Annotated in this window: 20 protein-coding genes; 3 read left to right on the forward strand and 17 right to left on the reverse strand. The window is 48.0% G+C overall.

The features are described from left to right. Nucleotides 1-285 (forward strand): hypothetical protein (locus DW743_RS18210; protein ID WP_207665919.1); only part of this gene is annotated, 285 nt, incomplete at its 5' end. Between the two features lie 89 nt (nt 286-374). Here DW743_RS18210 and DW743_RS17120 read toward each other — a convergent pair. From DW743_RS17120 to thrH, 5 genes are all read right to left on the reverse strand, one after another. Further along, nucleotides 375-1,244: an aldo/keto reductase gene (locus tag DW743_RS17120; protein WP_117762223.1), complete on the reverse strand. Its 870-nt coding sequence runs from the start codon at nt 1,242-1,244 to the stop codon at nt 375-377. 72 nt (nt 1,245-1,316) lie between these two features. Then, nucleotides 1,317-2,159 (reverse strand): aldo/keto reductase, encoded by an 843-nt coding sequence (locus tag DW743_RS17125; RefSeq protein ID WP_330410169.1) that lies wholly within the window; start codon nt 2,157-2,159, stop codon nt 1,317-1,319. A 229-nt stretch (nt 2,160-2,388) separates the two neighbouring features. Then, nucleotides 2,389-3,975, reverse strand: coding sequence for an AAA family ATPase (locus DW743_RS17130; protein WP_117762222.1), 1,587 nt, complete (start codon nt 3,973-3,975; stop codon nt 2,389-2,391). Nucleotides 3,976-4,143: 168 nt separating this feature from the next. Beyond that, nucleotides 4,144-4,986 carry an alpha/beta hydrolase gene (locus DW743_RS17135; protein ID WP_117762221.1) on the reverse strand — a complete coding sequence of 281 codons (843 nt, stop codon included), beginning with the start codon at nt 4,984-4,986 and terminating at the stop codon, nt 4,144-4,146. A 72-nt stretch (nt 4,987-5,058) separates the two neighbouring features. Continuing rightward, on the reverse strand, nt 5,059-5,667 hold the full coding sequence (gene thrH / locus DW743_RS17140; RefSeq protein WP_055227856.1) for a bifunctional phosphoserine phosphatase/homoserine phosphotransferase ThrH: 609 nt from the start codon (nt 5,665-5,667) through the stop codon (nt 5,059-5,061). A 389-nt stretch (nt 5,668-6,056) separates the two neighbouring features. On the opposite strand from thrH, the gene DW743_RS17145 reads away from it, so the two are divergent. Continuing rightward, a complete protein-coding gene (locus DW743_RS17145; protein ID WP_022462533.1) occupies nt 6,057-6,797 on the forward strand; it encodes a hypothetical protein in 741 nt (246 codons plus the stop codon). A 282-nt stretch (nt 6,798-7,079) separates the two neighbouring features. After that, nucleotides 7,080-7,808 (forward strand): hypothetical protein, encoded by a 729-nt coding sequence (locus DW743_RS17150; protein WP_022462534.1) that lies wholly within the window; start codon nt 7,080-7,082, stop codon nt 7,806-7,808. Between the two features lie 76 nt (nt 7,809-7,884). On the opposite strand, the gene DW743_RS17155 is transcribed toward DW743_RS17150, so the two are convergent. From DW743_RS17155 to DW743_RS17210, 12 genes are all read right to left on the reverse strand, one after another. Beyond that, on the reverse strand, nt 7,885-9,069 hold the full coding sequence (locus DW743_RS17155; RefSeq protein WP_117762220.1) for a MalY/PatB family protein: 1,185 nt from the start codon (nt 9,067-9,069) through the stop codon (nt 7,885-7,887). Further along, nucleotides 9,050-10,228, reverse strand: coding sequence for a trans-sulfuration enzyme family protein (locus DW743_RS17160; RefSeq protein ID WP_117762219.1), 1,179 nt, complete (start codon nt 10,226-10,228; stop codon nt 9,050-9,052). The genes DW743_RS17155 and DW743_RS17160 overlap by 20 nt, the downstream gene beginning before the upstream one ends. A 201-nt stretch (nt 10,229-10,429) precedes the next feature. Beyond that, nucleotides 10,430-11,191 (reverse strand): endonuclease/exonuclease/phosphatase family protein, encoded by a 762-nt coding sequence (locus DW743_RS17165; protein WP_117762218.1) that lies wholly within the window; start codon nt 11,189-11,191, stop codon nt 10,430-10,432. 35 nt (nt 11,192-11,226) lie between these two features. Then, a complete protein-coding gene (locus DW743_RS17170) occupies nt 11,227-11,805 on the reverse strand; it encodes a hypothetical protein (protein ID WP_147345122.1) in 579 nt (192 codons plus the stop codon). A 174-nt stretch (nt 11,806-11,979) separates the two neighbouring features. Then, a complete protein-coding gene (ilvD, locus tag DW743_RS17175) occupies nt 11,980-13,722 on the reverse strand; it encodes a dihydroxy-acid dehydratase (RefSeq protein ID WP_117762216.1) in 1,743 nt (580 codons plus the stop codon). A 139-nt stretch (nt 13,723-13,861) separates the two neighbouring features. Then, nucleotides 13,862-14,755 carry an ABC transporter permease gene (locus tag DW743_RS17180; protein WP_117762215.1) on the reverse strand — a complete coding sequence of 298 codons (894 nt, stop codon included), beginning with the start codon at nt 14,753-14,755 and terminating at the stop codon, nt 13,862-13,864. Beyond that, complete coding sequence (locus DW743_RS17185; protein ID WP_117762214.1) at nt 14,752-15,759, reverse strand: ABC transporter permease; 1,008 nt, start codon at nt 15,757-15,759, stop codon at nt 14,752-14,754. Before DW743_RS17185 ends, DW743_RS17180 begins: the two co-directional genes overlap by 4 nt. Next, complete coding sequence (locus DW743_RS17190; protein WP_117762213.1) at nt 15,756-16,661, reverse strand: ATP-binding cassette domain-containing protein; 906 nt, start codon at nt 16,659-16,661, stop codon at nt 15,756-15,758. The genes DW743_RS17185 and DW743_RS17190 overlap by 4 nt, the downstream gene beginning before the upstream one ends. Next, entirely contained in the window at nt 16,651-17,667 is a 1,017-nt protein-coding gene (locus DW743_RS17195) for an ABC transporter ATP-binding protein (protein ID WP_117762212.1), read from the reverse strand. The genes DW743_RS17190 and DW743_RS17195 overlap by 11 nt, the downstream gene beginning before the upstream one ends. 65 nt (nt 17,668-17,732) lie before the next feature. Further along, nucleotides 17,733-19,334 (reverse strand): ABC transporter substrate-binding protein, encoded by a 1,602-nt coding sequence (locus tag DW743_RS17200; RefSeq protein WP_191892619.1) that lies wholly within the window; start codon nt 19,332-19,334, stop codon nt 17,733-17,735. A 359-nt stretch (nt 19,335-19,693) separates the two neighbouring features. Continuing rightward, nucleotides 19,694-20,881 carry a hypothetical protein gene (locus tag DW743_RS17205; RefSeq protein WP_117762211.1) on the reverse strand — a complete coding sequence of 396 codons (1,188 nt, stop codon included), beginning with the start codon at nt 20,879-20,881 and terminating at the stop codon, nt 19,694-19,696. A 95-nt stretch (nt 20,882-20,976) separates the two neighbouring features. Further along, on the reverse strand, nt 20,977-22,089 hold the full coding sequence (locus tag DW743_RS17210; RefSeq protein ID WP_117762224.1) for a M20/M25/M40 family metallo-hydrolase: 1,113 nt from the start codon (nt 22,087-22,089) through the stop codon (nt 20,977-20,979). Nucleotides 22,090-22,118 lie beyond the last annotated feature (29 nt).

Here is a 22,118-nt window from a genome sequence, read left to right on the forward strand (position 1 = left end):
ATTTTAGTATTGACTTTTTATTTGCAGGCTAAAGTAACGAGAATGCGACGCGCCGTTTTCAAAAGACACCTACAAAACCCTCTTCGACTGGATCGACCAGAACCATTTTTCGACGGGCCAGTATTCCTACAAAGAAGCAGTGATCGACGAACTGGCAACGGCGTCTGTGAAAGAATATGTGACGAAGATATCGGTACAGGTGTTTCGTACGTGAAACGTTTTTTATCAAGCAAAAAAAGCCAGAAGCAAACGATGCACAGCGTTTCTGGCTTTTCTTATTTTTGACTTTTATTTCTGACCCAAAGGGTCCAGGAACGCAACGTCTGCCTGTGCGGAAACGATCTTACCGCAGTCGGAAAACGAACCGCCCTGTTTTATTCGTGGATTTTTCTGGTATTACACATTTTAACAAATTCCGGATCAAAATGTTTTACCGCAGTTCCCTGATAGCCGAGATCCAGTGAGCTGATTCTCTGCATTTCCTCTTCGGTCAGTGTAAAATCCCAGATCTGAAAATTCTCTTCGATTCTCGTCTTGTGAACCGATTTCGGAATGACCACAACGCCGCGCTGTACATTCCAGCGCAGAACAATCTGTCCTACGGTCTTTCCGTGTACGTCAGCGATTTCTTTTACCATCTCGTTTTCAAACGGATTGTGACGGCCTCCACCGAGCGGTGCCCATGCCTCCGGCACAATCTGATACTCTTCCATAACTTTTAACGCCGGCTCCTGCGTGAAGTACGGGTGCATTTCAATCTGATTTACCATAGGACGGATTGCTACTGTTTCGCAGAAGTTGGCCAGCACATGAGGATAAAAATTGGAAACACCGATGGCTCTTAACTTTCCTTCTTTGTATGCATCCTCCATAGCACGCCATGCACTGAAATAATCTTTCATTGCCTGGTGCAGCAAATAAAGATCAAGATATTCCACGCCAAGCGTCTCAATCGAATGATCGATGGCTTTCTTTGCCATTTCATAATTCTGCATATCCTGAACCCACATCTTGGATGTGATGAACAGTTCTTTGCGGGTGCAGATTCCTTCTGCAATCGCCTCACGGACGGCTTCCCCAACGGCATCTTCATTTGTATAAGAAGCCGCCGTGTCGATCAGACGATAGCCCGCCCGGATGGCATTTAATACAGATTCTTTGCACTCTTCTTTATCTCTTACCTGAAAAACCCCAAAACCCTCCATCGGCATTTTTATACCATTTGTCAATACTTTATATTCCATTTTTGTTTCCCTTTCTTATCAAATAAATGCAGTAAACACATGTTCTTCCATCTTTGGCAGGCCGTATTTATTTTATTTCTGGCTGTCCAAATCGATCTTCATATTCACATATGCTGCCAGTTTTTCCTCATCCGGGTAATAGTAACGCACGTTTTTATTCAGGCCTTCCATTTTCTTCATCTCTTCGTCGGTCAGTTCGAAACCGAAGATATCGAGGTTTGCCTTGATGTGCTCCGGATTCGTAGAACCCGGGATGACGATATTTCCAACCTGGGTGTGCCATCTTAAGATCACCTGCGCGGTGCTCTTTTCATATTTTTCCGCAAGTTCTTTGACAATCGGCTCCTCAAGCAGTGCATGATCACCGTGTCCCAACGGATACCATGCCATCACACGGCAGCCGCACGGAGCAAGTGCGGAAATAGTCTCCTCATCGCGGTAATACGGATGCGCTTCCATCTGGATCACATGCGGTTTGATTTCGCACTCTTCCAGCAGTTTTTTCAACTTTTCACCCTGGAAATTGGAAATACCGATAGCTTTGATTTTGCCCTCTTTGTACGCTTTTTCCAGTTTGCGGTAGCCTGCCATAAAGTCGCCTGCCGGCTGATGGATAAACATCAGATCGATGTAGTCGGTTCCAAGCAGTTCCAGGCTCTTTTCTACCGTTCCTTCTGTCAGATACTGGCTCGCCCATATTTTGGTCGAGATGAAAATGTCCTCTCTTGCCACCCCGGATCTTTTAACTCCGCGCCCAACTGCACGCTCGTTCATATAAGCCTGTGCAGTATCAATCATGCGGTATCCGCATGCTAATGCGTCCACAACCGCCTGCTCTGCCTGATCCGGTGTCATCATAAAAGTTCCGATTCCCACTGCCGGGATCTGCACCTGATTGCTTAATGTAAAATTCATCATCATAACCTCCCTGTTTTATTTTGATGTGTGATATTTTGTTATTTCCCTGTCTTTGTAGCTTTAGTTTATCACCCGGGAGTTGCTACCGATCAAGGACTTTTTTGAAAAAAATTCCTAAAATCTAATCGTTCATTCCTGTTTCGGATCGACTCAAATGTTTGCAAAAACGTCATACCATGAATCCCTCATCCATAGTATGACGTTTTTCTTCTCTGCATTTTGTTTTCTATTTTTTTATCTTTTCAATCCTGCATTCATGTTCTTTCGTCTTTTTATTATAGTTGATCCCCACAAGAAGAAGATCTCCTGTGTATTCCAGAATAGAATCCGGATATTTTTTGTCCCGGATCTGTTCCATAGCTGTATCTGTGCTTTTGTTCCACTTAAGTTCTACCAGCAGCGCCGGATAACTTGTTCTGTATTCCGGTTTCGGAAGATAAACAAAATCTGCAAAACCACGCCCAGCCGGCAGCTCTCTTACGGGTTTGAAATAATACTGCATGGAGCTTAAATATGCTATCGTAAGCACGCTGCTCAGGGAATTTTCATCATTATATTGGATCACCGAACTGTACTCCTGATGAATTCGCTCTACGCCATCCGCTACCGCTTTTTCATCCATATCCAGGGTTGCATCCAGCAGATCTGTGGATTCCTTCTGAAAAGTAATCATTTCATTCCATTTGTTGCGTTTCACCGCATTGTTTAGTTCATGTCTGATTTCCTCATTCGGAATAAAAACCTGCTGCCTGTCCTGATCGTAAGCCAGATATCCGAGATGGATCAGATACGTCAGTATATCATCCCGGTTGGCAAAGCTTACAGTATCATTCTGGAAAGACGTCACATCCACATCCACGGCGGCCCCCGACATCATTTCTATGATAACTGCCCGCAGTCCGTCGAAATTCATGTTAATCAGTGGCACGATTGCTTCATAGCTGCCGGTATTGGACCAGTAGCTTTTATATTTTCCGTTCAGCATCAGGCTGACAACGGCTTTGGGATTATATACCTGATACCCTTCCAGAGAATATCCATCATACCATGATTTCACCTGTTCATAGTTCTGTCCGTACCGGTCGCATAAATCATGCACTTCCGCTTCTGTAAAGCCAACATACGGTGCCATTCTTCCTGCATCCAGCATGGTGAATTCTTCGAAATTGTTGAGGGCGGACTGTGTCTTTAATTTCTTGATCGGCAGAATTCCTGTCAGATACGCCAGTGCAATATATTTTGACGGTTCCGATCCTTTGAACATGCCTCTTAAAAAATCAATATATTCTTCCTGCACTTTATGGTTCTGCGCTTCATCTCGGATCAGTACATCCCATTCATCGATGATGACAACAAATTTGTTTCCCGCAGCAGCCTTAATATAGGACATCGCCCCATAAACCGTCTTCACAGTATCCGGAATCAGTTCTCCGTATTTTTCCTTCAGTTCCTGCAGAATTCCGTTATTGATATATTCCACAACGCAATCCGCATTTCCGGCATCCATCATGCACCACTGGACATCAAAATGAATCACATCATACTGGTTCAGATGTTTTTCAAAGGACTCCGCCTTATGAATCGCATAGTCCGCAAACAGTTCTCTGGAATCACTTCCTTTGCTGTAATATGCCGACAGCATCTCCGCTGTGATCGACTTTCCGAAACGCCTCGGACGGCTGCTGCAGATAAATTTTGATGTAGTACTGATCACTCTGTTGGTATATTCCAGAAGCGGTGTTTTATCTACATAGATTTCTGAATGAATGACTTCCGAAAATGCTTCATTTCCCGGATTTAAAAATCTTCCCATGGCGGCCTCCTTCCTGTTCACATTGTGATCTTTCCTGTATTCATTATACACGGAAAGAACTCCGATGGGTAGACTTTATCCTGCAAAAAATGCTGCACCACAGATTCTCCCAAACAATCAAAAAACAGAGCGAAAATCTCCTGGACTTTCACTCTGCTTTTGCTTCTTTTACAGTTTTGCGCGGAAGAACGCACAGATTTCGTCCCACACTTCCTTCTGGAAGAAATGGAGATCTGCGTGGTCGGCATCCTCGATCGAAAGCAGTGTGACGTCACATCCCGCTTTTTCCAGTTCGTCGTGCAGTTCCTCTCCCTGTCCGAACGGAACAGTATGGTCATCCTCTCCGTGGATGATCAGAAACGGCGGTGCGGCTTTTGTCACGAAGCTGACCGGACAGCATGCGAGGGCTTCTTCCGGATGGCGCATCACGTTTTTGCCCATCAGAAGGGATTCCGGAGATGCCGCACACTGCTCCGGATCACTGTACGGGAATCCGCGGAAATCGGTCGGCGGGTACCACGGGCAGGCGGCCTGTACGGCACTGGAATATTCCAGATTTTCTCCCACATCATAAACGGGATCTGTCGCAAGCGCTGCCATGCAGGTCAGATAACCGCCCGCAGACTCTCCCATCACACCGATGCGGTCCGGATCAATGTTGAAGCGATCGGCATGTGCACGCAGATAACGGATTCCTGCTTTCACATCCTGCAGCGGTGCCGGAAATTTTGCCTCATTGCTTGTGCGGTATTCTACCGATGCAACAACGAATCCCTGATGTGCCAGTACGGACAGATAGGCAAGATGTGCCGAGCGGTCCATCTGGATCCAGGCCCCTCCGCAAATCCATACCACACACGGATATTTTCTGGTGTTATCCCGCGGGTAAATCAAATCCAGCTTCAAATCCTGCACCGTGTTTCCAAACCAGGCATCCGCCTGTGCAAATGTAATTCCTGTTGTAACGCAGAATTGTGGTTTTTCTGCTTCTACCTGAATTCTTCTTCTCATGTAATAAAACCCCCATATTTCTGTTTTCCTGACCGTTCGTCGCAGCCTCCGGCCGGAAATCACCTTTTTTGTTTACTTCTCATCCATTGCCTTTTTGATCGCGCCAAGCAGCTCCTCATACGTCTCATACGCCGGAATCTGCGGATAGTCGGCTTTGATTTTATCGGTCGAGCGGAACAGAAAGCCTGCTTTGCTTGCCTGAATCATGCCAAGGTCGTTGTAGGAATCACCGCTTGCGATCGTCTCAAATCCGATGGACTGCAGTGCTTTTACAGTCGTAAGCTTCGACTGCTCAACTCTCATCTTAAATCCTGTGATCTCGCCGTCGTCTGCGACTTCCAGAGAGTTGCAGAACAGCGTCGGATAGCCCAGTTTTTTCATCAGCGGCGCGGCAAACTCCGTGAAGGTGTCGCTGATCAGGATCACCTGGGAGAAGGTGCGCAGCTCGTCAAGGAACTCTCTTGCACCCGGCAGCGGATCAATTTTTTCAATCGTAGCCTGAATTTCTTTCAGTCCCAGGCCGTGCTCTTTTAAGATTCCAAGTCTCCATCTCATCAGTTTATCGTAATCCGGTTCGTCGCGTGTCGTTTTTTTGAGTTCCGGGATTCCGCTTGCCTCTGCAAACGCGATCCAGATCTCCGGTACCAGTACTCCTTCTACGTCCAGGCATGTAATATACATTGTTATAATCCCCTTTCCTGCGCTGCCCGCCTTGTTTGCCGACGGGGTTTTGTTTTTTTTCACAGCATCACTTTACCACACTATATCATAGAATCCATATCACTGCAAATTAAAATCACGTTTTATTTTTTTATACGTATATATCTCTCTAAAATTACATTCTTTTTACAAAATCGTTGTTTTTTACAAATTCATATATTTATTTATATGTTTTTTGACTATTGATTTATTTTTCATATATTTATATAATAATTACAATCATTTTTATTAATTTTCTATTTTATCATCCATATTAACGAACGAATTTACTTTTCAGATAGTGCACTAATCTAAGGATAAATAAAAAACTAAAACCATCCAACAATACTTATGAAAGGAGACCACTCATCATGAAAAAATTAAAAACATGTCTTGCATTTTTTATTTGTTGTATTCTGTCCTTAAATATGGTAATTTGCAATGTAAAGGCAGATAATAATGTTGTTCTATCTAACAAAGCATATCTATTAAAAACCGGAATGCCACAAAAGGAAATAGAAAAGCTGGATGATGACGTCATGCAGTTCATTGTGGATGACTTAAAAAGTGGAGGTAAACATTTTGAATATATTAATTCAAATATCGAAAATCAAATATCGATACTCAGTAGCGAAACTTTAACCGGTATTTCCTTTACTGCATCAGCTTTTAAAAATGCATCAACCATTTATATCTATCCAACATACGAGTTTACTTCTAATAAACAACCTCGCGGAAAAGACAGTTTTTCTTTTCAATTAGGCGCTGCTATGAGACCGTATGAATATGGTGGAAAATTATGGTACAAAGATAATACTATGAACGATTGGAAAGTCGGTGGAACTCTTACTGCAAATAATCAGCAATTATCTGGTGCTGAATTTTCAGGGAGTCAACTAGGAACACCCGACTATGCCATGAAGCTTAAAGGTGTTACATACTGTCACGCTACTGCAGGTAATAGCAGTGATAAAAGAATTGTAATGGGATACTTATATAATCCCCAGAAAACCGGCTACAGTATCTCTTTTTCCTACAACGGTGGTGGAATTAGCTACTCTCCATCAGGAACAGCCTATACTGCATATAAAACAATGAACCTAAGTTATTAAACTTTCATTCACCACATACAAATACATTTAATTTCTAATTACTCTTTCAAAGTAACAATTTGCCTATCCAGAAGCACAAATTTCTCTGATAGGCAAATTGTGTTTAAGGTATTTTCAAGTAATTTAAGTAAAATCATGAGCAAGTCGCCATTACTCGTAGAAAAACGGGCAGATTATGAATGTTTTAGGAATTGCAGGAACAAAAAGTACAGAACAACCATTCAAAAAAACTTTTAAATCCGGCATCAACTGAATAAAGCCATAAATAAGAGGTAACTCATTATGAAAAAAATCAAATTTTTATTTTTCACCCTGTTATTCTGTTTTTCTGTTCCAGTCAAAGCAGACACTGCATTCGAAAATGACGATACGGTATTGTGCTCTTTTTTAAAAGAAAACGTACCAGAAAATGCTTCGCCAATAGAATCCAGTTTAGAAAACGAGTATCGAAAAACTTCTTCCAAACCTATCGATTTCTATTTTTTTAAACGATCTGAAAAGACAAAAAGTTTCCAAGATCTGTATGCCGCAAATGTACTCACCTATCAGGAAAAATCAGATCGTTCTTTGTTATATCAGACAGTTTTCGATTTTCAAAATATAACCCAGGTAAGAACTGCGAAAGAAGACTTTATCCGTCTGGAGACAGATCCACTGATGTATCTTTTTGAATTAGAAAAAGCAGAATTGTGGACTCGGAACAGCACGGAAGAACCCTGGACGCTGGAACGGAAAATCACAACGCCTGGAAACCCAGATTTTTATCTTCCTTATAGCCAGTTTTCTTCTGATAAAAAATATTTTCGAATTCTGGCATCTTTTTCCTGGAGCCCGAGCCCTGCTGAGGAAAGCGAAGTTTCTTCGCCAGAATATCATTGCATTTATACCTCTGTGTATCCGGTATATCAGATTCCGGTGAAAGTACTCGTTTTGATATGCGGAGGCGCAGCTTTCTTCTTTCTCTACCGGAGACACAAAAAAAATCATATCTCCCAAAAAGATGTTCCGTAAGCTGCGCCTTTTCAACATGTTTTCGTCACTGTTCAGAGCCAACTTCCAAAATGCTACGCATCTCATCGGTGTGGCTTTATCTGCTTTTCATCGCATCCCGAATCCGCTCCAGTGCCTCGGTCAGGGTTGCGCGCGGGCAGGCGATGTTGATCCGCTGGAAGCCGCGACCGCAGTCTCCGAAGATCTTGCCGCTGTCGAGCCACAGCTTCGCCTTGTTGATGATCAGGTCTTCCAGTTCGTCGACAGAAAGCCCCGTCTCGCGGAAATCGAGCCATACGAGATATGTTCCCTCCAGGTCGATCATCTTCACGCCCGGAATCTGCTCCTCCACATACTGCCTTGTAAATTCTGCATTTGCCTTCACATAGGAAAGCATTGCCTCATACCACTCCTCGCCCTTATTATATGCCGTCTCGCATGCCACCAGACCCATCACACCAAGCTGGCTCGTTCCGGCTGCATCGAGCTGTTTCCGGAATTTCGCACGGAGTTCCGGGTTGGCGATAAAGATGTTTGACATCATCATACTTGCCAGATTGAATGTCTTACTCGGCGCGGTGCAGGTGATCGTGATGTCCTCGTACTCTTTTTTGATCGCAGTAAACACCTGATGCTCGCCTTTAAAAATGAAATCTCCATGGATCTCATCACTTACAACGGTCACGCCATACTGCACGCAGAGATCGCCGATCGCCGTCAGCTCCTCTTTCGTCCAGACTCTTCCGACCGGGTTGTGCGGATTGCAGAGGAAAAAGAGCTTCACGTTTTCAGCTTTCAGCTTCTCCTCGAAATCCGCCACATCCATGTGATAGCGGTTATCATCGCCGAGCACCAGCGTGCTGCTGACAACTCTTCTGCCGTTATCCGCAATGACTTCCGAAAACGGATAGTAAACCGGTGACTGGATCAGCACGGCATCCCCAGGCGCGGTGTAAGCTTTGACTGCCATCGCAAGTGCAAATACAACGCCTGGCGTTTTGATCAGCCATTCTTCTTTCGGCTCCCAGTTGTGATGGCGTTTCATCCATCCCGCAACGGCCTCAAAATACGGAGTCTGCGCATCGCTGTAGCCGTAAATGCCCATTTTCGCACGCTCTACCAGCGCATCCTCGATGTAGGAGGATGTCTCAAAATCCATGTCCGCCACCCACAGCGGCAGCACGTCGGCTGGCATACCGCGTTTTACTGCGAAGTCATATTTTAAACAGTCTGTATTTTTTCGGTTGATGATTCTGTCAAAATCAAGATTTCTTTCCGTCATTTTTCTCTTCCTCAATTTCTGCAAAAACCTTCTCAAGCTCACCGACCAGGTCCTCGATATTTTCAATTCCGACGGAAAAGCGAAGGGTGCTCTCCGTAATTCCGTTCCGCTCACGGATTTCCTTCGGCACATCGGCATGTGTCTGCGTCGTCGGATACGTAACGAGTGTCTCCACGCCGCCGAGGCTCTCTGCGAAACGGATCATTCTTACCTTTTCCAGAATGGCAAGGGCAAACTCTTTGCTCTCGAGCTGGATTGTCAGCATGGCACCGAAGCCTCTTGCCTGTTTTTTCATAATCTCATGGCCCGGGTGATCCGGCAGTCCCGGATAAATCACTCTTGTGACTGCTTTCTGCTGCTGCAGCCATGCGGCAATCTGTTTTGCATTCTCCTGGGAGCGTTCCATGCGGATGCCAAGCGTCTTCATGCCGCGCAGTACCAGCCAGCAGTCAAACGGAGCAAGGCCTGCACCTGTTGTCTTGATCAGGAAACGCAGTTTTTCCTGAATATCTTCGCGGTTCGTCACGATAAAGCCTGCCAGTGTATCGTTGTGGCCACTCAGGTATTTCGTGCCGCTGTGAATCACAACGTCCGCACCGAGATCGAGCGGATTCTGAAAATACGGGGACATAAAGGTGTTGTCCACAATCAGAATCAGGTTGTGGCGTTTTGCAATATCCGCCATCTTTCGGATGTCGGTTACGTTCATCATCGGGTTCGTCGGAGTTTCGATGTAGATGGCTTTTGTATTTTCTTTCACATAGCTTTCCACGTCATCACGGCAGCAGTCGATGCCGGAAAATTCGATGCCGTTTTTCTCGTTCACATGGTGGAACAGACGAATGCTTCCGCCGTACAAATCGGAATCCGCAATGATGTGGTCTCCCGGGCGGAACAGCTCCATCAGAAGTGAGATCGCTGCCATGCCAGAGCTTAATGCAAACGCATCAATTCCGTTTTCCAGTGCAGCCACCATCTTCTCCAGATGCTCTCTGGTCGGATTCTGCAGTCTGCTGTAATCAAATCCGGTGCTCTGTCCTACGCCCGGATGCGCATACGTTGCGGTCTGATAAATCGGGTAGCTGAGTGCGCCGTAGTGGCTACACTGTCCCTCGTCCTCTTCTAAATGGATACATTTTGTGTCAATTCCTCTTGCCATATGAATAATCTCCTGTTATTTCGTAATTTTTCTTTCTATACTAATCTGATAGGTTTTGTAACGTAACCTATCATAACAGAAAATGCGGCGTTTGTATATTCCCTTTTTTCTTTGACTTGTTATAAGTTTTTCCTATAACTATCGTAAAAAAACGCCGCCAGAAGATTTTTTCTCCCGGCGGCCGCCTCTTGCATCTATATTTTAAATAAGTTCCGCACAGATCGGATAATGATCAGAAAGGCACACACCGTCCTTCTGCTCCGTCCATTTTTCCACCTTTTTCAGTTCCCAGTCCCCTTTGAGAATGATGTAGTCAATCGAGCACTGCGGATCGTTCGGATCATCGCGATGATAGTTGTGGAAGGTAATGCCGATTCCTTCCGTCGCATTCACAAGACCGGCAGTTTCCCTCAGCGGTTTCATCTCTTCGCTGTCCGGCTCGGCATTGAAGTCGCCGCTAAGAATCACCGGCACATCGGCAAATGCTTTCTCTGCTCTCAGATGTGCGAGAATCTGCTCCAGGCCAAGCTTTCTCGCCCCGGCGCACTCGTGATCCAGATGGGTGTTGATGACGCGGAACACTTTTCCGGTCTCCATATCCTCAAATACCACATCCGTCGCAGTACGCGGGCACATACTCTGTACCGGATAGCGGGATCCCGGCACGTACGGTGTCGGTGACAGCCAGAAGGTTTCCAGGCTCACACTCTGAAAACGTTCTTTCCGATAGGCAATGATCATTGCCTCACCGGTCAGATCCTTTTCTCTTCCACATCCGGCAATGTAATATTCCGTCAGATTTTCCTTCAGCCAGGCAGCCACATGCGGCAGTACCTCCTGAAAACCGATGATATCCGGCTTTTCCTGTCTGATTTTTTCCAGAATCAGCGGTCTGCGGTAGATAAAATTATTGGCTCCATCCTGGCCAAAATCACAGCGAATATTAAATGTTACATATTTCATCGTAAAATCCCTCTTTTCATTTGTTTTCCTAACCCTTATTTTTGCTGGAAAGCGCTGTGCTTTCTCTTCTTTTTCTTCGTATTCACACGGCGCAGACACGCATAGCGCAGCTTCAGCCGCATTTTCCAGCTGCAGCCCGGTACCGGCTCCATCAGCTTTTCCAGAAAATGGTTCAGCGTACGTTCCTCATAAGGAGACAGCAGACTCTCGCCGTAGATATGTTTCTCGATCAGATGGCAGACACGCGTATATTCGCCTGGTTCGACCGCCGGAAATCTGCGGGCGAGTTCTGCATCGGTTGCTGCTGTTTCCCAGCCAAGACCGGCATCTATGCCCCACAGACAAAGATACTGGTAAATTCTTGCTTCCGTTCTCCGGATCCGCCTGCCCGGCCGCTCCTTCTGCTGTTTCTTTGCCGCCGGTCCAAGGCAGATGATCCGCGCCGCCTCCGCCGCAATCACAAGCAGCGTCAGCAGAATCAGAAGCACGCCAAGCAGCCCGAGAAGAAACAGCGAAACACTGCGCAGTACCGGAAGAACGGCTTCGCCTGCCTTGCTCTTTCGGTTTTCCACACCGGTAATCTGCTCCGCCGACAGCGAATTGTTCTCCAGCACCACATTCTTCTGGACAGAATCTGGACTTCCGACCATTTTCTGAAGAGATGCAACATTATACAGGAACAGTTTGTTTTTTAGGTATTTTCTTTCACTTGTTTTTCTGTTGCTCCTTCCTCCATTTTTTGCTCTGCCTTAACTTCTAAAGACCATCCCAGAAAAACGCAAGTATTTTTAGTATTCCAGATACGCCCCTTTCATCGGGCTTGCTGCGTGGAGGCTGAAAAGACGGAGTACGCCTTTTTTGTATTTCGGCTCGCGCGGTTTCCAGTTCCGGCGGCGTTCTTTTAAGATCGCATCAATTTCTTCCATGGACTTGCGTTCTCCTGCGATTCCGATGATGTTAAGTTTTCGTTCCTTCACATCAATCTCAATCAAATCCCCTTCCTCGACGAGTGCGATCGGGCCGCCGTCTACAGCTTCGGGACTGCAGTGGCCGATGACCGGGCCGGTGGAGGCGCCGGAGAAACGGCCGTCGGTGATAAGCGCGATGCTCTTTCCAAGCTCTTTGTCGCTGCTGATTGCCTCGGAAGTATAGAACATCTCCGGCATACCGCTGCCTTTCGGGCCTTCGTAGCGGATGAAGACGGCGTCGCCTTTCTGAACCTTATGTTTCAGCACGGCATCGAGGCACTCCTCCTCGCTGTCGAACGGTCGGGCACGGAGGACGGCGTGGAACATTTCTTTCGGGCAGGCCGTGTGCTTGATGACGGCTCCCTCCGGCGCAAGGTTTCCGCGCAGAACAGCGATGCTGCCGTCCGTTCCGATCGCCTTGTCATACGGGCGGATAATATCTTCTTTTGTAATCGAAGTTCCATACCGCTCATTAAATTTTGCGAGCCATCCGCTGCACTTCTCATAAAATCCATTTTCACGAAGCTCCGCCAGATTTTCTCCGAGCGTCTTTCCAGTCACTGTCATCACATTGAGATGCAGATGATCTTTGATTTCTTCCATAATCGCCGGAACGCCGCCCGCATAATAGAAGCACTCTGCCGGCCATCTTCCTGCCGGGCGGACATCGAGCAGATACCGCGCATTGCGGTGCAGACGATCGAATGTGTCGCCGGTGATCTCGATGCCCAACTCATGCGCAATGGCCGGGATGTGCAGCAGGCAGTTTGTGCTTCCCGAAATTGCCGCGTGGACAAGAATCGCATTCTCAAAACTCTCTTTCGTCACAAGATCGCTTGGCCGCATATGCTCCATCTGTGCCAGTTTTACCGCCTGGCGGCCTGCCTCCCGTGCATATGCCAGAAGATCCGGGCTTGTCGCCGGCATCAGAGCGCTTCCAGGCAGGGCGAGGCCGAGTGCCTCCGCCATGATCTGCATCGTGGATGCCGTTCCGATAAACGAACAGGCACCGCAGCTCGGGCAGGCATTGCATTTCGCCCAGTCGAGCTTCTCCTCGTCGATCTCACCGCGCTCAAATTTTGCGCTGTACATGCCAAGCTGCTCCAGTGTCAGCATCTCCGGTCCCGCATTCATCGTTCCGCCCGGCACAACAACCGCCGGAATATCGACACGCGCAAGGCCGATCAGATTGCCCGGCATACCCTTGTCGCAGCTCGACAGATAGACGCCGCCGTCAAACGGTGTCGCATTCGCGTGGATCTCGATCATATTGGCGATCATCTCGCGGCTCGCAAGACTGTAGTTGATGCCGTCCGTTCCCTGGCTCTCGCCGTCACAGATGTCGGTGCAGAAATACCGCGCCCCGAAGCCCCCCGCTTCCGCAACGCCTTTCCGCACTTCCTCGACCAGCAGATTTAAGTGGCCGCTTCCCGGGTGGCTGTCCCCGTACGTACTCTCCACCATAATCTGCGGTTTTTCAAGATCCTCTTTTTTCCATCCTGTTCCAATCCGGAGCGGATCCATCTCCGGTGCAAGTTTCCGCATTTCCTGACTCTTCAGCATTTCCTTCTCCTCCCGCTGTTTTTTAGGTATTAAAAATACTCTTTCTGCTTTTCACTATAGCAATCCCTGTATTTGATTGCAAGACAAAAAAGCTGCAGTCTGCAGGGATTCCCCACAGACCGCAGCCTCTCTGAACAGCTCACAGATTTCTCTGTTTTCTGTTTGCCTGCTTCCGCAGATAATTTCCAATGCTTGTAAAACTAAGCAGCGTCACAATCAGAAAAACACCCGGGATCAGAATGATCCACCATGCCTTTGTCATCAGCGCTTTTTCCGAAAGTGACAGCATGCTACCCCAGGAAATCACCTCCAGCGGAAGACCGATTCCCATAAAACTCAGTGTGGATTCTGCTACAATCGCACTTCGGATGTTCATAACCACCATAAACATAATAGACGAAAAAAAGTTCGGTGCCAGATGGTGCCATAAAATATAGAAAAAACTGCCTCCCATACAGCGCGACGCAATCACGTATTCACTGTTCCGGATCTGCCGTACTTCGGTCCGCACAACCTTTGCAATGCTTGTCCAGCTTGTCATTCCGATCACGGCAGAAATCGTAATCACATTGGATTTTCCCGCAGCGGCCAGAAGAAAAATGACAAGAAGAAGATTCGGCACCGACAAAAAGATCTCGGTCAGCCGCATCAGAAGCGCGTCCAGCCACGCCGGTGCACATCCGCTGACTGCGCCGAAGAGAACGGCAATCACAGTGGAAATCAGCGTAGAAAGCAGACCGATCGCCAGCGATATTCTGCCGCCGTACCAGATCATCGAGAAAATATCTCTTCCCATCGTATCGGTTCCAAACAGAAATTCCCGGCACGGCATGACGGAACAGTTTTTCAGATCCATATACGAAGGATCCTTCGTCATGATCTGCCGACAGAAAAGGCAGCCCAGCACAAGAAGACCCAGAAAAAGCTCTGCTGCCACCGGCCGGTCCTGATACCATTTTTTCTTTTTTTCTGCTTCTGTTTTTTCTGCAGGCCTCTCTCCTGCAAATTGAAATAATTGTGTTTTTTCTGTCACAGCATCATTACCTCCGATGTTTCTGCCGCTTCTTTCTCCCGCATCCGCGGATCAATTCTCTCGTTGATGATCTGTGCCGCCATATTGCACAGAATCACAACGATTCCGGACATCAGGCAAAGCAGCATCAGAAGATTGTAATCTTTGTACCGTGCGCTCTCATACGCCAGCGTTCCGATACCGGGATACGAGAAAACCGTTTCTACAATATAGGTTCCCCCCAGCACATGCGGAACAGAAATGGCCATGATGCCAAGATACGACGGAATCGTATTCCGCAGGCAATGCCGGAACAGAACCGTCTTTCGTTTCAGCCCCTTGGCTCTTGCCAGAAGCACATACTCTTCCCGCACTTCATCCAGAATTTTATTGCGGATCATGTATGCGTAATACCACAAATGACTCAGCACTACGACCGTCATCGGCAGGATCAGATGACAGACACGGTCAGAAAAATCTGCCTGTTTTCCAACAGAGTAGGCACCGGAACTCGGCAGCCATTTGAGCTGCATGGAAAAAACAAGAATCAGAAGCAGCGACAGCCAGAATTCCGGAATACATCCCGTGATGGTTCCCACCTTACAGATGATGCGGTCCAGCCATATATCTTCCTTCCATGCACAGAGAATTCCAAGAAGCAGCGCGAGGGTGAAAATCAGCAGAAATCCAATGCCGCCAAGCACCAGCGTATTTCCAATTCTTCCCTCGATCACGCGCGTTACATCCATTTTATATTTGTACGAAATTCCGAAATCCCCATGCAGCGCATTGCCTGCCCAGCGGATATACTGTACGGAAATGGGATCCTTCAGTCCCAATTTTTCTTCGGCCCACGCTCTTTCTTCGGGCGTCATTTTTTCCACGCGGTCTCCGTAATATGATACCAGCGGATCTCCCGGCGCAAGCCTTGAAATATAAAATACGAGCACAGACAGCAGCAGAACACTTGCCAGAAATGCCGCTGCTTTTTTTCCATAGTAAAGCACTCTGTTCCGGCTTTTCATGTCGCATCGCCTCCTTCCGTCAGCACAAAATGGTCTTTTTCCACTTCCTGTAGGATTCCTTTCCGGGAGAATTCCATATTGGCAAAATCCGGAACGGCTCTCGCCCGTTCCCTTCGCGGATCCGGAATCGGAATGGCCGCGATCAGCGCTTTTGTATACGGATGCAGCGGATTTTGAAACACGGCTCCTGCCGGACCGGTTTCCACCAGCTTTCCATGATACATCACACCTACTCTGTCACACAAAAATTCGACCATATCCAGATCGTGTGCAATGAACAGGATCGAAAAGCCATGCTCCTTCTGCAAATGGCGGAACAGATTCACAATCTGCGCCTGGATCGACGCGTCCAGCGATGCAATCGGTTCATCCGCCACCAGAAGCTCCGGCTCCATCGTCAGTGCCCGTGCAATCGCAACGCGCTGCCGCTGTCCGCCGGACAATTCTCCCGGATATTTTTTCAGATATTCCGGATCCAGCCCCACGTATTTCATCTGGAATCTGGCTTCCTCCTCATAGCTTCCCCGCAGCGGCCGGATTTTCTGCACGCGCATCGGCTCCTCAATAATGTCGCGGACCTTCATCTTCTGATTCAGACTGGAACCGGAATCCTGAAAAATCATCTGGCGTGTCGTCTGCAGCATTTTTTTATTTTTCCGGAACTGGCCTCTGTCGCAGGTATCAATCCCTTTATAATAAATCTGGCCGGCATATGGCTGATAAATATTCATCACACAGCGTGCAGCGGTAGATTTTCCGGAACCGGATTCTCCTACCAGTCCAAAAATTTCTCCTCTTCGAATCTGAAACGATACATCATCGACTGCCTTGACTGCTGTTTTCCGGGACAATGGAAAAATATGGGTCAGATGACGCACATCCAGCAAAATCTCATGTTCCATCTGTGTTTCCTCCTATCGGCGGCACAACCTTCGGTGCTCTCTCATCCAGCAGCCATGTTGCCGCATAATGGCTGTCTGTAACCCGGAACATCGGCGGCTCCTCCTCAAAATCAATTTCCAGCGCATAAGCATTGCGGCTGGCAAAGGCATCGCCCTTTGGGGGATGGAGAAGAGACGGCGGCATTCCCGGTATGACCGGCAGGCTTTCCTTTCCCCTCGAAAATGACGGGATCGAACGCAGAAGTCCCCACGTATACGGATGGCGGGGATCATAAAAAATCTCATCCACGGTCCCGATCTCTACGATTTTTCCTGCGTACATGACCGCTACCCGGTCTGCAATCCGTGCCACGACGCCGAGGTCATGTGTGACAAAAACGGTTGCCGTTCCGAGTTTTTTCTGGATTTCCCGCAACAGATCCAGAATTTGTGCCTGAATCGTCACATCCAGCGCCGTTGTCGGTTCATCCGCAAACAAAATTTCCGGATTTCCCGCCAGTGCAATCGCCAGTACGATTCTCTGCCGCATTCCGCCGGAAAAATGGTACGGATATGCTTTTTTCCGCTCCTTCGCCTGCTCAATCCCCACCAGCTGCATCAGTTCTGTCACTCTTTGTTCCACTGCTTCTTTTCCCATGCCTTTTTGATGCACCCGTACTGCCTCTGCAATCTGCGCTCCGACAGTCATCGTCGGGTTCAGGGACGTCATCGGGTTCTGAAACACCATCGAAAACAGCTTTCCCCGCAGCTCCCGCATTCTGCGCTCCCCGCAGCCTGCAAGATCTTCGCCATTGACCAGGATCTTTCCGTTTTTGATCTTCGCATTCTCCGGCAGCAGCTTCATAATGCTTTTACAAAGTACACTTTTTCCGCAGCCTGACTCGCCAACCACAGCAAGCACCTCTCCCGCCTGCAAGGAAAAGCTGACATCCCGAACTGCCTGCACTTCCCCTTCATCGGTAAAAAAGCTGACCGAAAGATGCTCCACCTTTAATCGTTCTTCCATTCTGTTTTTCTCCTGTACGGACAAAAAGGGGGTAAACATACCCCCTTCGTCTGCTTTTTCTTTATTTATTCTGTCATTGTCCAGTCCTGAATATTCCAGAAAATACCAACGCCGTGATGGCCAAGTACGGTATCCTCAGAAATTCCCTGAATGCCGGAGTCCGCTACATAATTTGCATCGATATAGCAGATGAATGCATAGGCCGGATCTTCTGCCAGCTCTTCCTGGAATTTTCCGTAGTATTCCTTCCGCACCTCCGGGTCGTCGCTCTGACGGGCAAGTGACAGATATTCATCTACTTTTTCGTTGGAATAGCTCGAATAATTCGCTCCTTTGTCGGTGCCAAAAACCTTATAGGTATGGTCGTCTGCGTCAAACGGGCTTCCCCATCCGATCAGGCATGCCATCTGTCCACCCCAGTCCATCTGTGCCGGAATTTCCACGGTACAGTTGATTCCGGCTTCCCGGAGCTGCTGTGCTGCTGCCTGGGCAATATCAATACGGTCCTGCTCGCCGGACATTACACTGATCACAAAGCCGATTTCTTCTCCGTCACGTTCATAGATACCGTCGCTGTTTTTTGTGCATCCGGCTGCTTCCAGAATCTCCTGGGCTTTTTCCGGATTGTAATCATAGTGTTCTACATTTTCGTTATTATAGATGTTTCGCTGCAGCGGACTGTATGCCGCCATTCCCTCGCCCAGAAGCACGGAATCAATGATCGCCTGACGGTCAATAGAATAGCATACCGCCGGAATGATGTCTCTGTTTTTCGTCCAGTAATCGTTTGCGAAGTTAAACAAGATTCCGCGGTAATCTGCCGTTGTCATATCGTAGCAGGTAAAACCGTCTTTTTCCTTGAAATTCTGCGCATTTTTCGGGTCAAGCAGTGCCAGATCCAATTCGCCGGATTCCAGCTGCATTGCCTGTGCATTATCATCCGGTACAATTTTGAAAATGACCTTGTCAATCTTTGGTGCACCGAGGTAATAATCTTCATTTTTTGTCAGAACGATCGACTGGCCTTCATCCCAGCTTTCCAGCTTGTACGGACCTGTTCCGACCGGTGCTCGGAAGAAATCCGACTCCTGCATATTTTCACCTTCCAGCAGGTGCTTCGGCAGGATTGCCATTGTCATATACTCCAGGAAAGCCACGTTTGGCTCGGAAAGCCGGAAAGCTACCGTCTGATCATCGATCACGGTAATCTCTTCCACATCCTCATAGTTCGTTGCATTCTCTGATCCGTTTTCCGGATCCATGATCGCTTCGATGGTGAATTTCACATCATCCGCCGTAAACTTTTCTCCATCATGCCACTGGATGCCGTCCCGGATATGAAAGGTATAGGTGCAGGTTTCTGCATCATACTCCCATTTTTCTGCCAGGCCAGGAACAATGTTGTCATCCGCATCGTGTGCCGTCAGTCCGTTGAACAGAAGCAAGTTGATTTCGCCGTGCTCGTCCATCGCTGGATTGATTCTGGTATAATCGGCAGAACCGTAAACCAGGGTTGTCTCTGCCTCCCCTGTCTGGCCGGAAGAAGCTTCCGTCTCTGTTTTCGACAAATCTGTACTGTTGCTGTTTTTCCCGCTGTCCTGACCGCATGCCGCAAGGGATGCTGCAAGAGACACCATCAGCATCAAAGATAATATTTTCTTTTTCATCCTTTTCCTCCCATTTTCAGACCGTTTTTACCCGGACTGACCGCTTTTTTGCTTTGTACTCCCATGATCTGCGCGCCTGATCCATGTACTGTTCGTTCATTATATTTGATATTTCAGGCTCTCACAAGCCGGGTGGGGGGATATTTTTTTCTTTTCCCGTAAAGTCAATTGTCTCTCCATCTTTCTCTCCAGTTCCGGCCTGCTGCCCGGCGTGGAAGCACAAGAAAGAATCCTGCCCGGAGGGCTTTTTAATTTACAGGAAAATTCAACGAAATTTCCTGTAAATCAAAAAATGACCTTGCGCAGGGGATCGTTCCTCTGCATCAAGGTCATTTTAACTTTCGTATTTTTGTCGAATTTTACAGCATGTTAATGACAAATCCAGCCAGCATCGTCGAAAGAACGGTGATAACCGTAATTCCTCCCACGACATACGGCACATTCAGCGTATCTTCGATAAACGCTTTCTCCTCCGGTGTCTCTCCGACTGCATCGCCGACCTCGCGGCAGATGACCACGTTGCTCGGGAATCCGAGGAACTGCTCGACACCGATGCCGACTGCCAGGTCTTTGTCGCCCACGAGTTTCCAGGTCGGAAGAACCCAGCCAACCAGTGCAACACCGATCAGCGCTGCGGCGAACAGAACGATTGTCTGGAATGCCATGGTGCCGAGATCGCTTAAGGAAACTTTTGCCAGGGACGGGATGATGGAACCGAAGACAGCAATCATCATGAGGCCGTAGGAGTTCGATTTCTGCAGCGGTTTCGTCGGAACGAGTCCTGAAGCAACACAGACAACGCCGAGAAGCAGAGCCCAGATGCTGTAGTTGATCGGGGTTAGATCGCCAAGAATATGGGCAACCCAGGAACCGGCTGCCACGAGTGCCATCATGACGTTGGCAGAATACCATTCTTTATGTTTGTCTGCAAAGAAAACTTTTGCGGAAGCACCCTTTCCGGTCTCCTGCTTTTGGAACTGTGTCGGATTCTCGCGGTACGCTTTCAGCAGTTTCTTTCCATAGCGGATACCCATCGCAGATGCGATCGGCGCACCGACGAATTTCTGTACGGAATAGATGACTGCACAGAGTGCTGCTGCCGTTGCCAGCCCTTTTTCTGCTGCGGCGCTTGCCATCAGCGAAGTCGCCATTGCCGCACCGTTGATAACCGGCATGCCGACGAGCACAGTGTCAAATCCGATGATCGGGGATGCCAGAAGCATCACAAGGCAGGACGCCAGCATACAGAGTGCCGCCATTAATACGGTTCTCCACTCCTCGATCAGCTGTTTCACGTTCAGGGTAGTACCCATGTTGAACAGTACCATCGCAATTGCCAGTTTTGATAACGCCGTAAGGCCTCCCTGGTCGATGATGTCCGCCGGGAACAGTTTCGTCAGAAAGCCTACCAGGAACAGAAGCATGACGACCATCATTCCGGACAGCTTTCCTTTTGTAATTTTACCGACAATGTCGCCGAGTGCAAACACGATCAGAACAATCATGAAGCTGGAGAACATTGCGTTGTTTGTTAAAATCTCAGCCATTTCTTTTTCTCCCTTGCTCTTTTTAATTTGAAATTATACATAATTTTCTTTTATTTTGCAAGTTTTATCCAGTTTTTATTTTATATTTTGCATATTTATGCAATCCTTCCAATTATCCGCGCCACAAGCTCTCCGGCATGATAGAAGTCATCGAGATGCAGATATTCTTCGGTCGAATGATTCTTGAAATATCCTGTTGCGATACCGACACAGGTGATTCCCTTCTGATTGAAAATATTGCCGTCCATACCGCCGCCTCCGCCGTTGATCTGCGGTTCGATTCCCATCTCTTTCAGGGATTCCGTGACGATCTGAATCATCTCGGAATCCTCCGGGATGAAGAACGGCAGGAAGGTGTTTTCTCTTTTAAATTCCACACGCGCACCGCGCTTTTCTGCGATTTGACGGCAGTGCGACTGGAAATACGCTTCATAGCGGTCGAGTTTTTCTCCCGATCGGCTCCGCATCTCTCCGCGCAGGATTGCGTGGTCGCAGACAACGTTCATTGCCTCGCATGTTTTGGACCAGAGGTGAGAAAAGTTCGACGTTGTATTTTCATCCAGTCTTCCCGTCTCCATCGTTGCGAGCATTTCCGCCATAATTTTTGCCGCATCAATGCCTTTCTCCGGCTCATTTCCCGCATGGGCTGCCTTGCCGAAAACCTGTGCTTCCAGAAGGGCACGGCCCGGCGCACCATTTACAATTCGGCCGATGCGTCCCGGGGAGTCGAGCACATACATCGTTTTTGATGTCAGCAGGCTTACATCGAATGCTTTCGCACCGTACAGACCGGCCTCCTCGCCGACCGTAAAGAGGATCTCCAGTTTCGGAAGCGCCTTCCCGGATTCAATCGCCTGACGCACGCCCTCTAAAATGGCTGCCACACCGGACAGATCATCCGCCGCCAGAATCGTGTCGCCCGAAGAACGAAGGATTCCATCCTCCTCCACCGGTTTGATTCCAATGCCGCCCGGCACACGGTCCATATGGGAACAGAAACAGACAACACCGTCCCGCTCTCCTTCCCGAACCGCCAGAATATTGCCGCACACGCCGCCAAACGTAGCCCCGGCCTCATCCCGCGTAATCGCAAATCCCATCTGCTCCAGTTTTTTCACCAGATGCTCTGCAATCTCCGTCTCCTGACCGCTCGACACATCAATCCGCATCAATTCGGTCAGTCCATCTAACATACGTTGATTTTTCATTTCTTTTCCACTCTCCATTCTTGAAAAAA

Origin of the sequence: Blautia sp. AM28-27 (assembly GCF_003480905.1) — a bacterium.
In the GTDB taxonomy this organism is placed as follows: Bacteria; Bacillota; Clostridia; order Lachnospirales; family Lachnospiraceae; genus Fusicatenibacter; species Fusicatenibacter saccharivorans.

Coding starts and splice junctions, on each gene's coding strand:
- ilvD (WP_117762216.1), bottom strand. CDS start 13,722: ATGCTGAAGAGTCAGGAAATGCGGAAACTTGCACCGGAGATGGATCCG.
- DW743_RS17145 (WP_022462533.1), top strand. CDS start 6,057: ATGAAAAAATTAAAAACATGTCTTGCATTTTTTATTTGTTGTATTCTG.
- DW743_RS17150 (WP_022462534.1), top strand. CDS start 7,080: ATGAAAAAAATCAAATTTTTATTTTTCACCCTGTTATTCTGTTTTTCT.
- DW743_RS17130 (WP_117762222.1), bottom strand. CDS start 3,975: ATGGGAAGATTTTTAAATCCGGGAAATGAAGCATTTTCGGAAGTCATT.
- DW743_RS17125 (WP_330410169.1), bottom strand. CDS start 2,159: ATGAATTTTACATTAAGCAATCAGGTGCAGATCCCGGCAGTGGGAATC.
- DW743_RS17185 (WP_117762214.1), bottom strand. CDS start 15,759: ATGAAAAGCCGGAACAGAGTGCTTTACTATGGAAAAAAAGCAGCGGCA.
- DW743_RS17165 (WP_117762218.1), bottom strand. CDS start 11,191: ATGAAATATGTAACATTTAATATTCGCTGTGATTTTGGCCAGGATGGA.
- DW743_RS17200 (WP_191892619.1), bottom strand. CDS start 19,334: ATGAAAAAGAAAATATTATCTTTGATGCTGATGGTGTCTCTTGCAGCA.
- DW743_RS17155 (WP_117762220.1), bottom strand. CDS start 9,069: ATGACGGAAAGAAATCTTGATTTTGACAGAATCATCAACCGAAAAAAT.
- DW743_RS17135 (WP_117762221.1), bottom strand. CDS start 4,986: ATGAGAAGAAGAATTCAGGTAGAAGCAGAAAAACCACAATTCTGCGTT.
- DW743_RS17160 (WP_117762219.1), bottom strand. CDS start 10,228: ATGGCAAGAGGAATTGACACAAAATGTATCCATTTAGAAGAGGACGAG.
- DW743_RS17210 (WP_117762224.1), bottom strand. CDS start 22,089: ATGAAAAATCAACGTATGTTAGATGGACTGACCGAATTGATGCGGATT.
- thrH (WP_055227856.1), bottom strand. CDS start 5,667: ATGTATATTACATGCCTGGACGTAGAAGGAGTACTGGTACCGGAGATC.
- DW743_RS17205 (WP_117762211.1), bottom strand. CDS start 20,881: ATGGCTGAGATTTTAACAAACAACGCAATGTTCTCCAGCTTCATGATT.
- DW743_RS17195 (WP_117762212.1), bottom strand. CDS start 17,667: ATGGAAGAACGATTAAAGGTGGAGCATCTTTCGGTCAGCTTTTTTACC.
- DW743_RS17190 (WP_117762213.1), bottom strand. CDS start 16,661: ATGGAACATGAGATTTTGCTGGATGTGCGTCATCTGACCCATATTTTT.
- DW743_RS17120 (WP_117762223.1), bottom strand. CDS start 1,244: ATGGAATATAAAGTATTGACAAATGGTATAAAAATGCCGATGGAGGGT.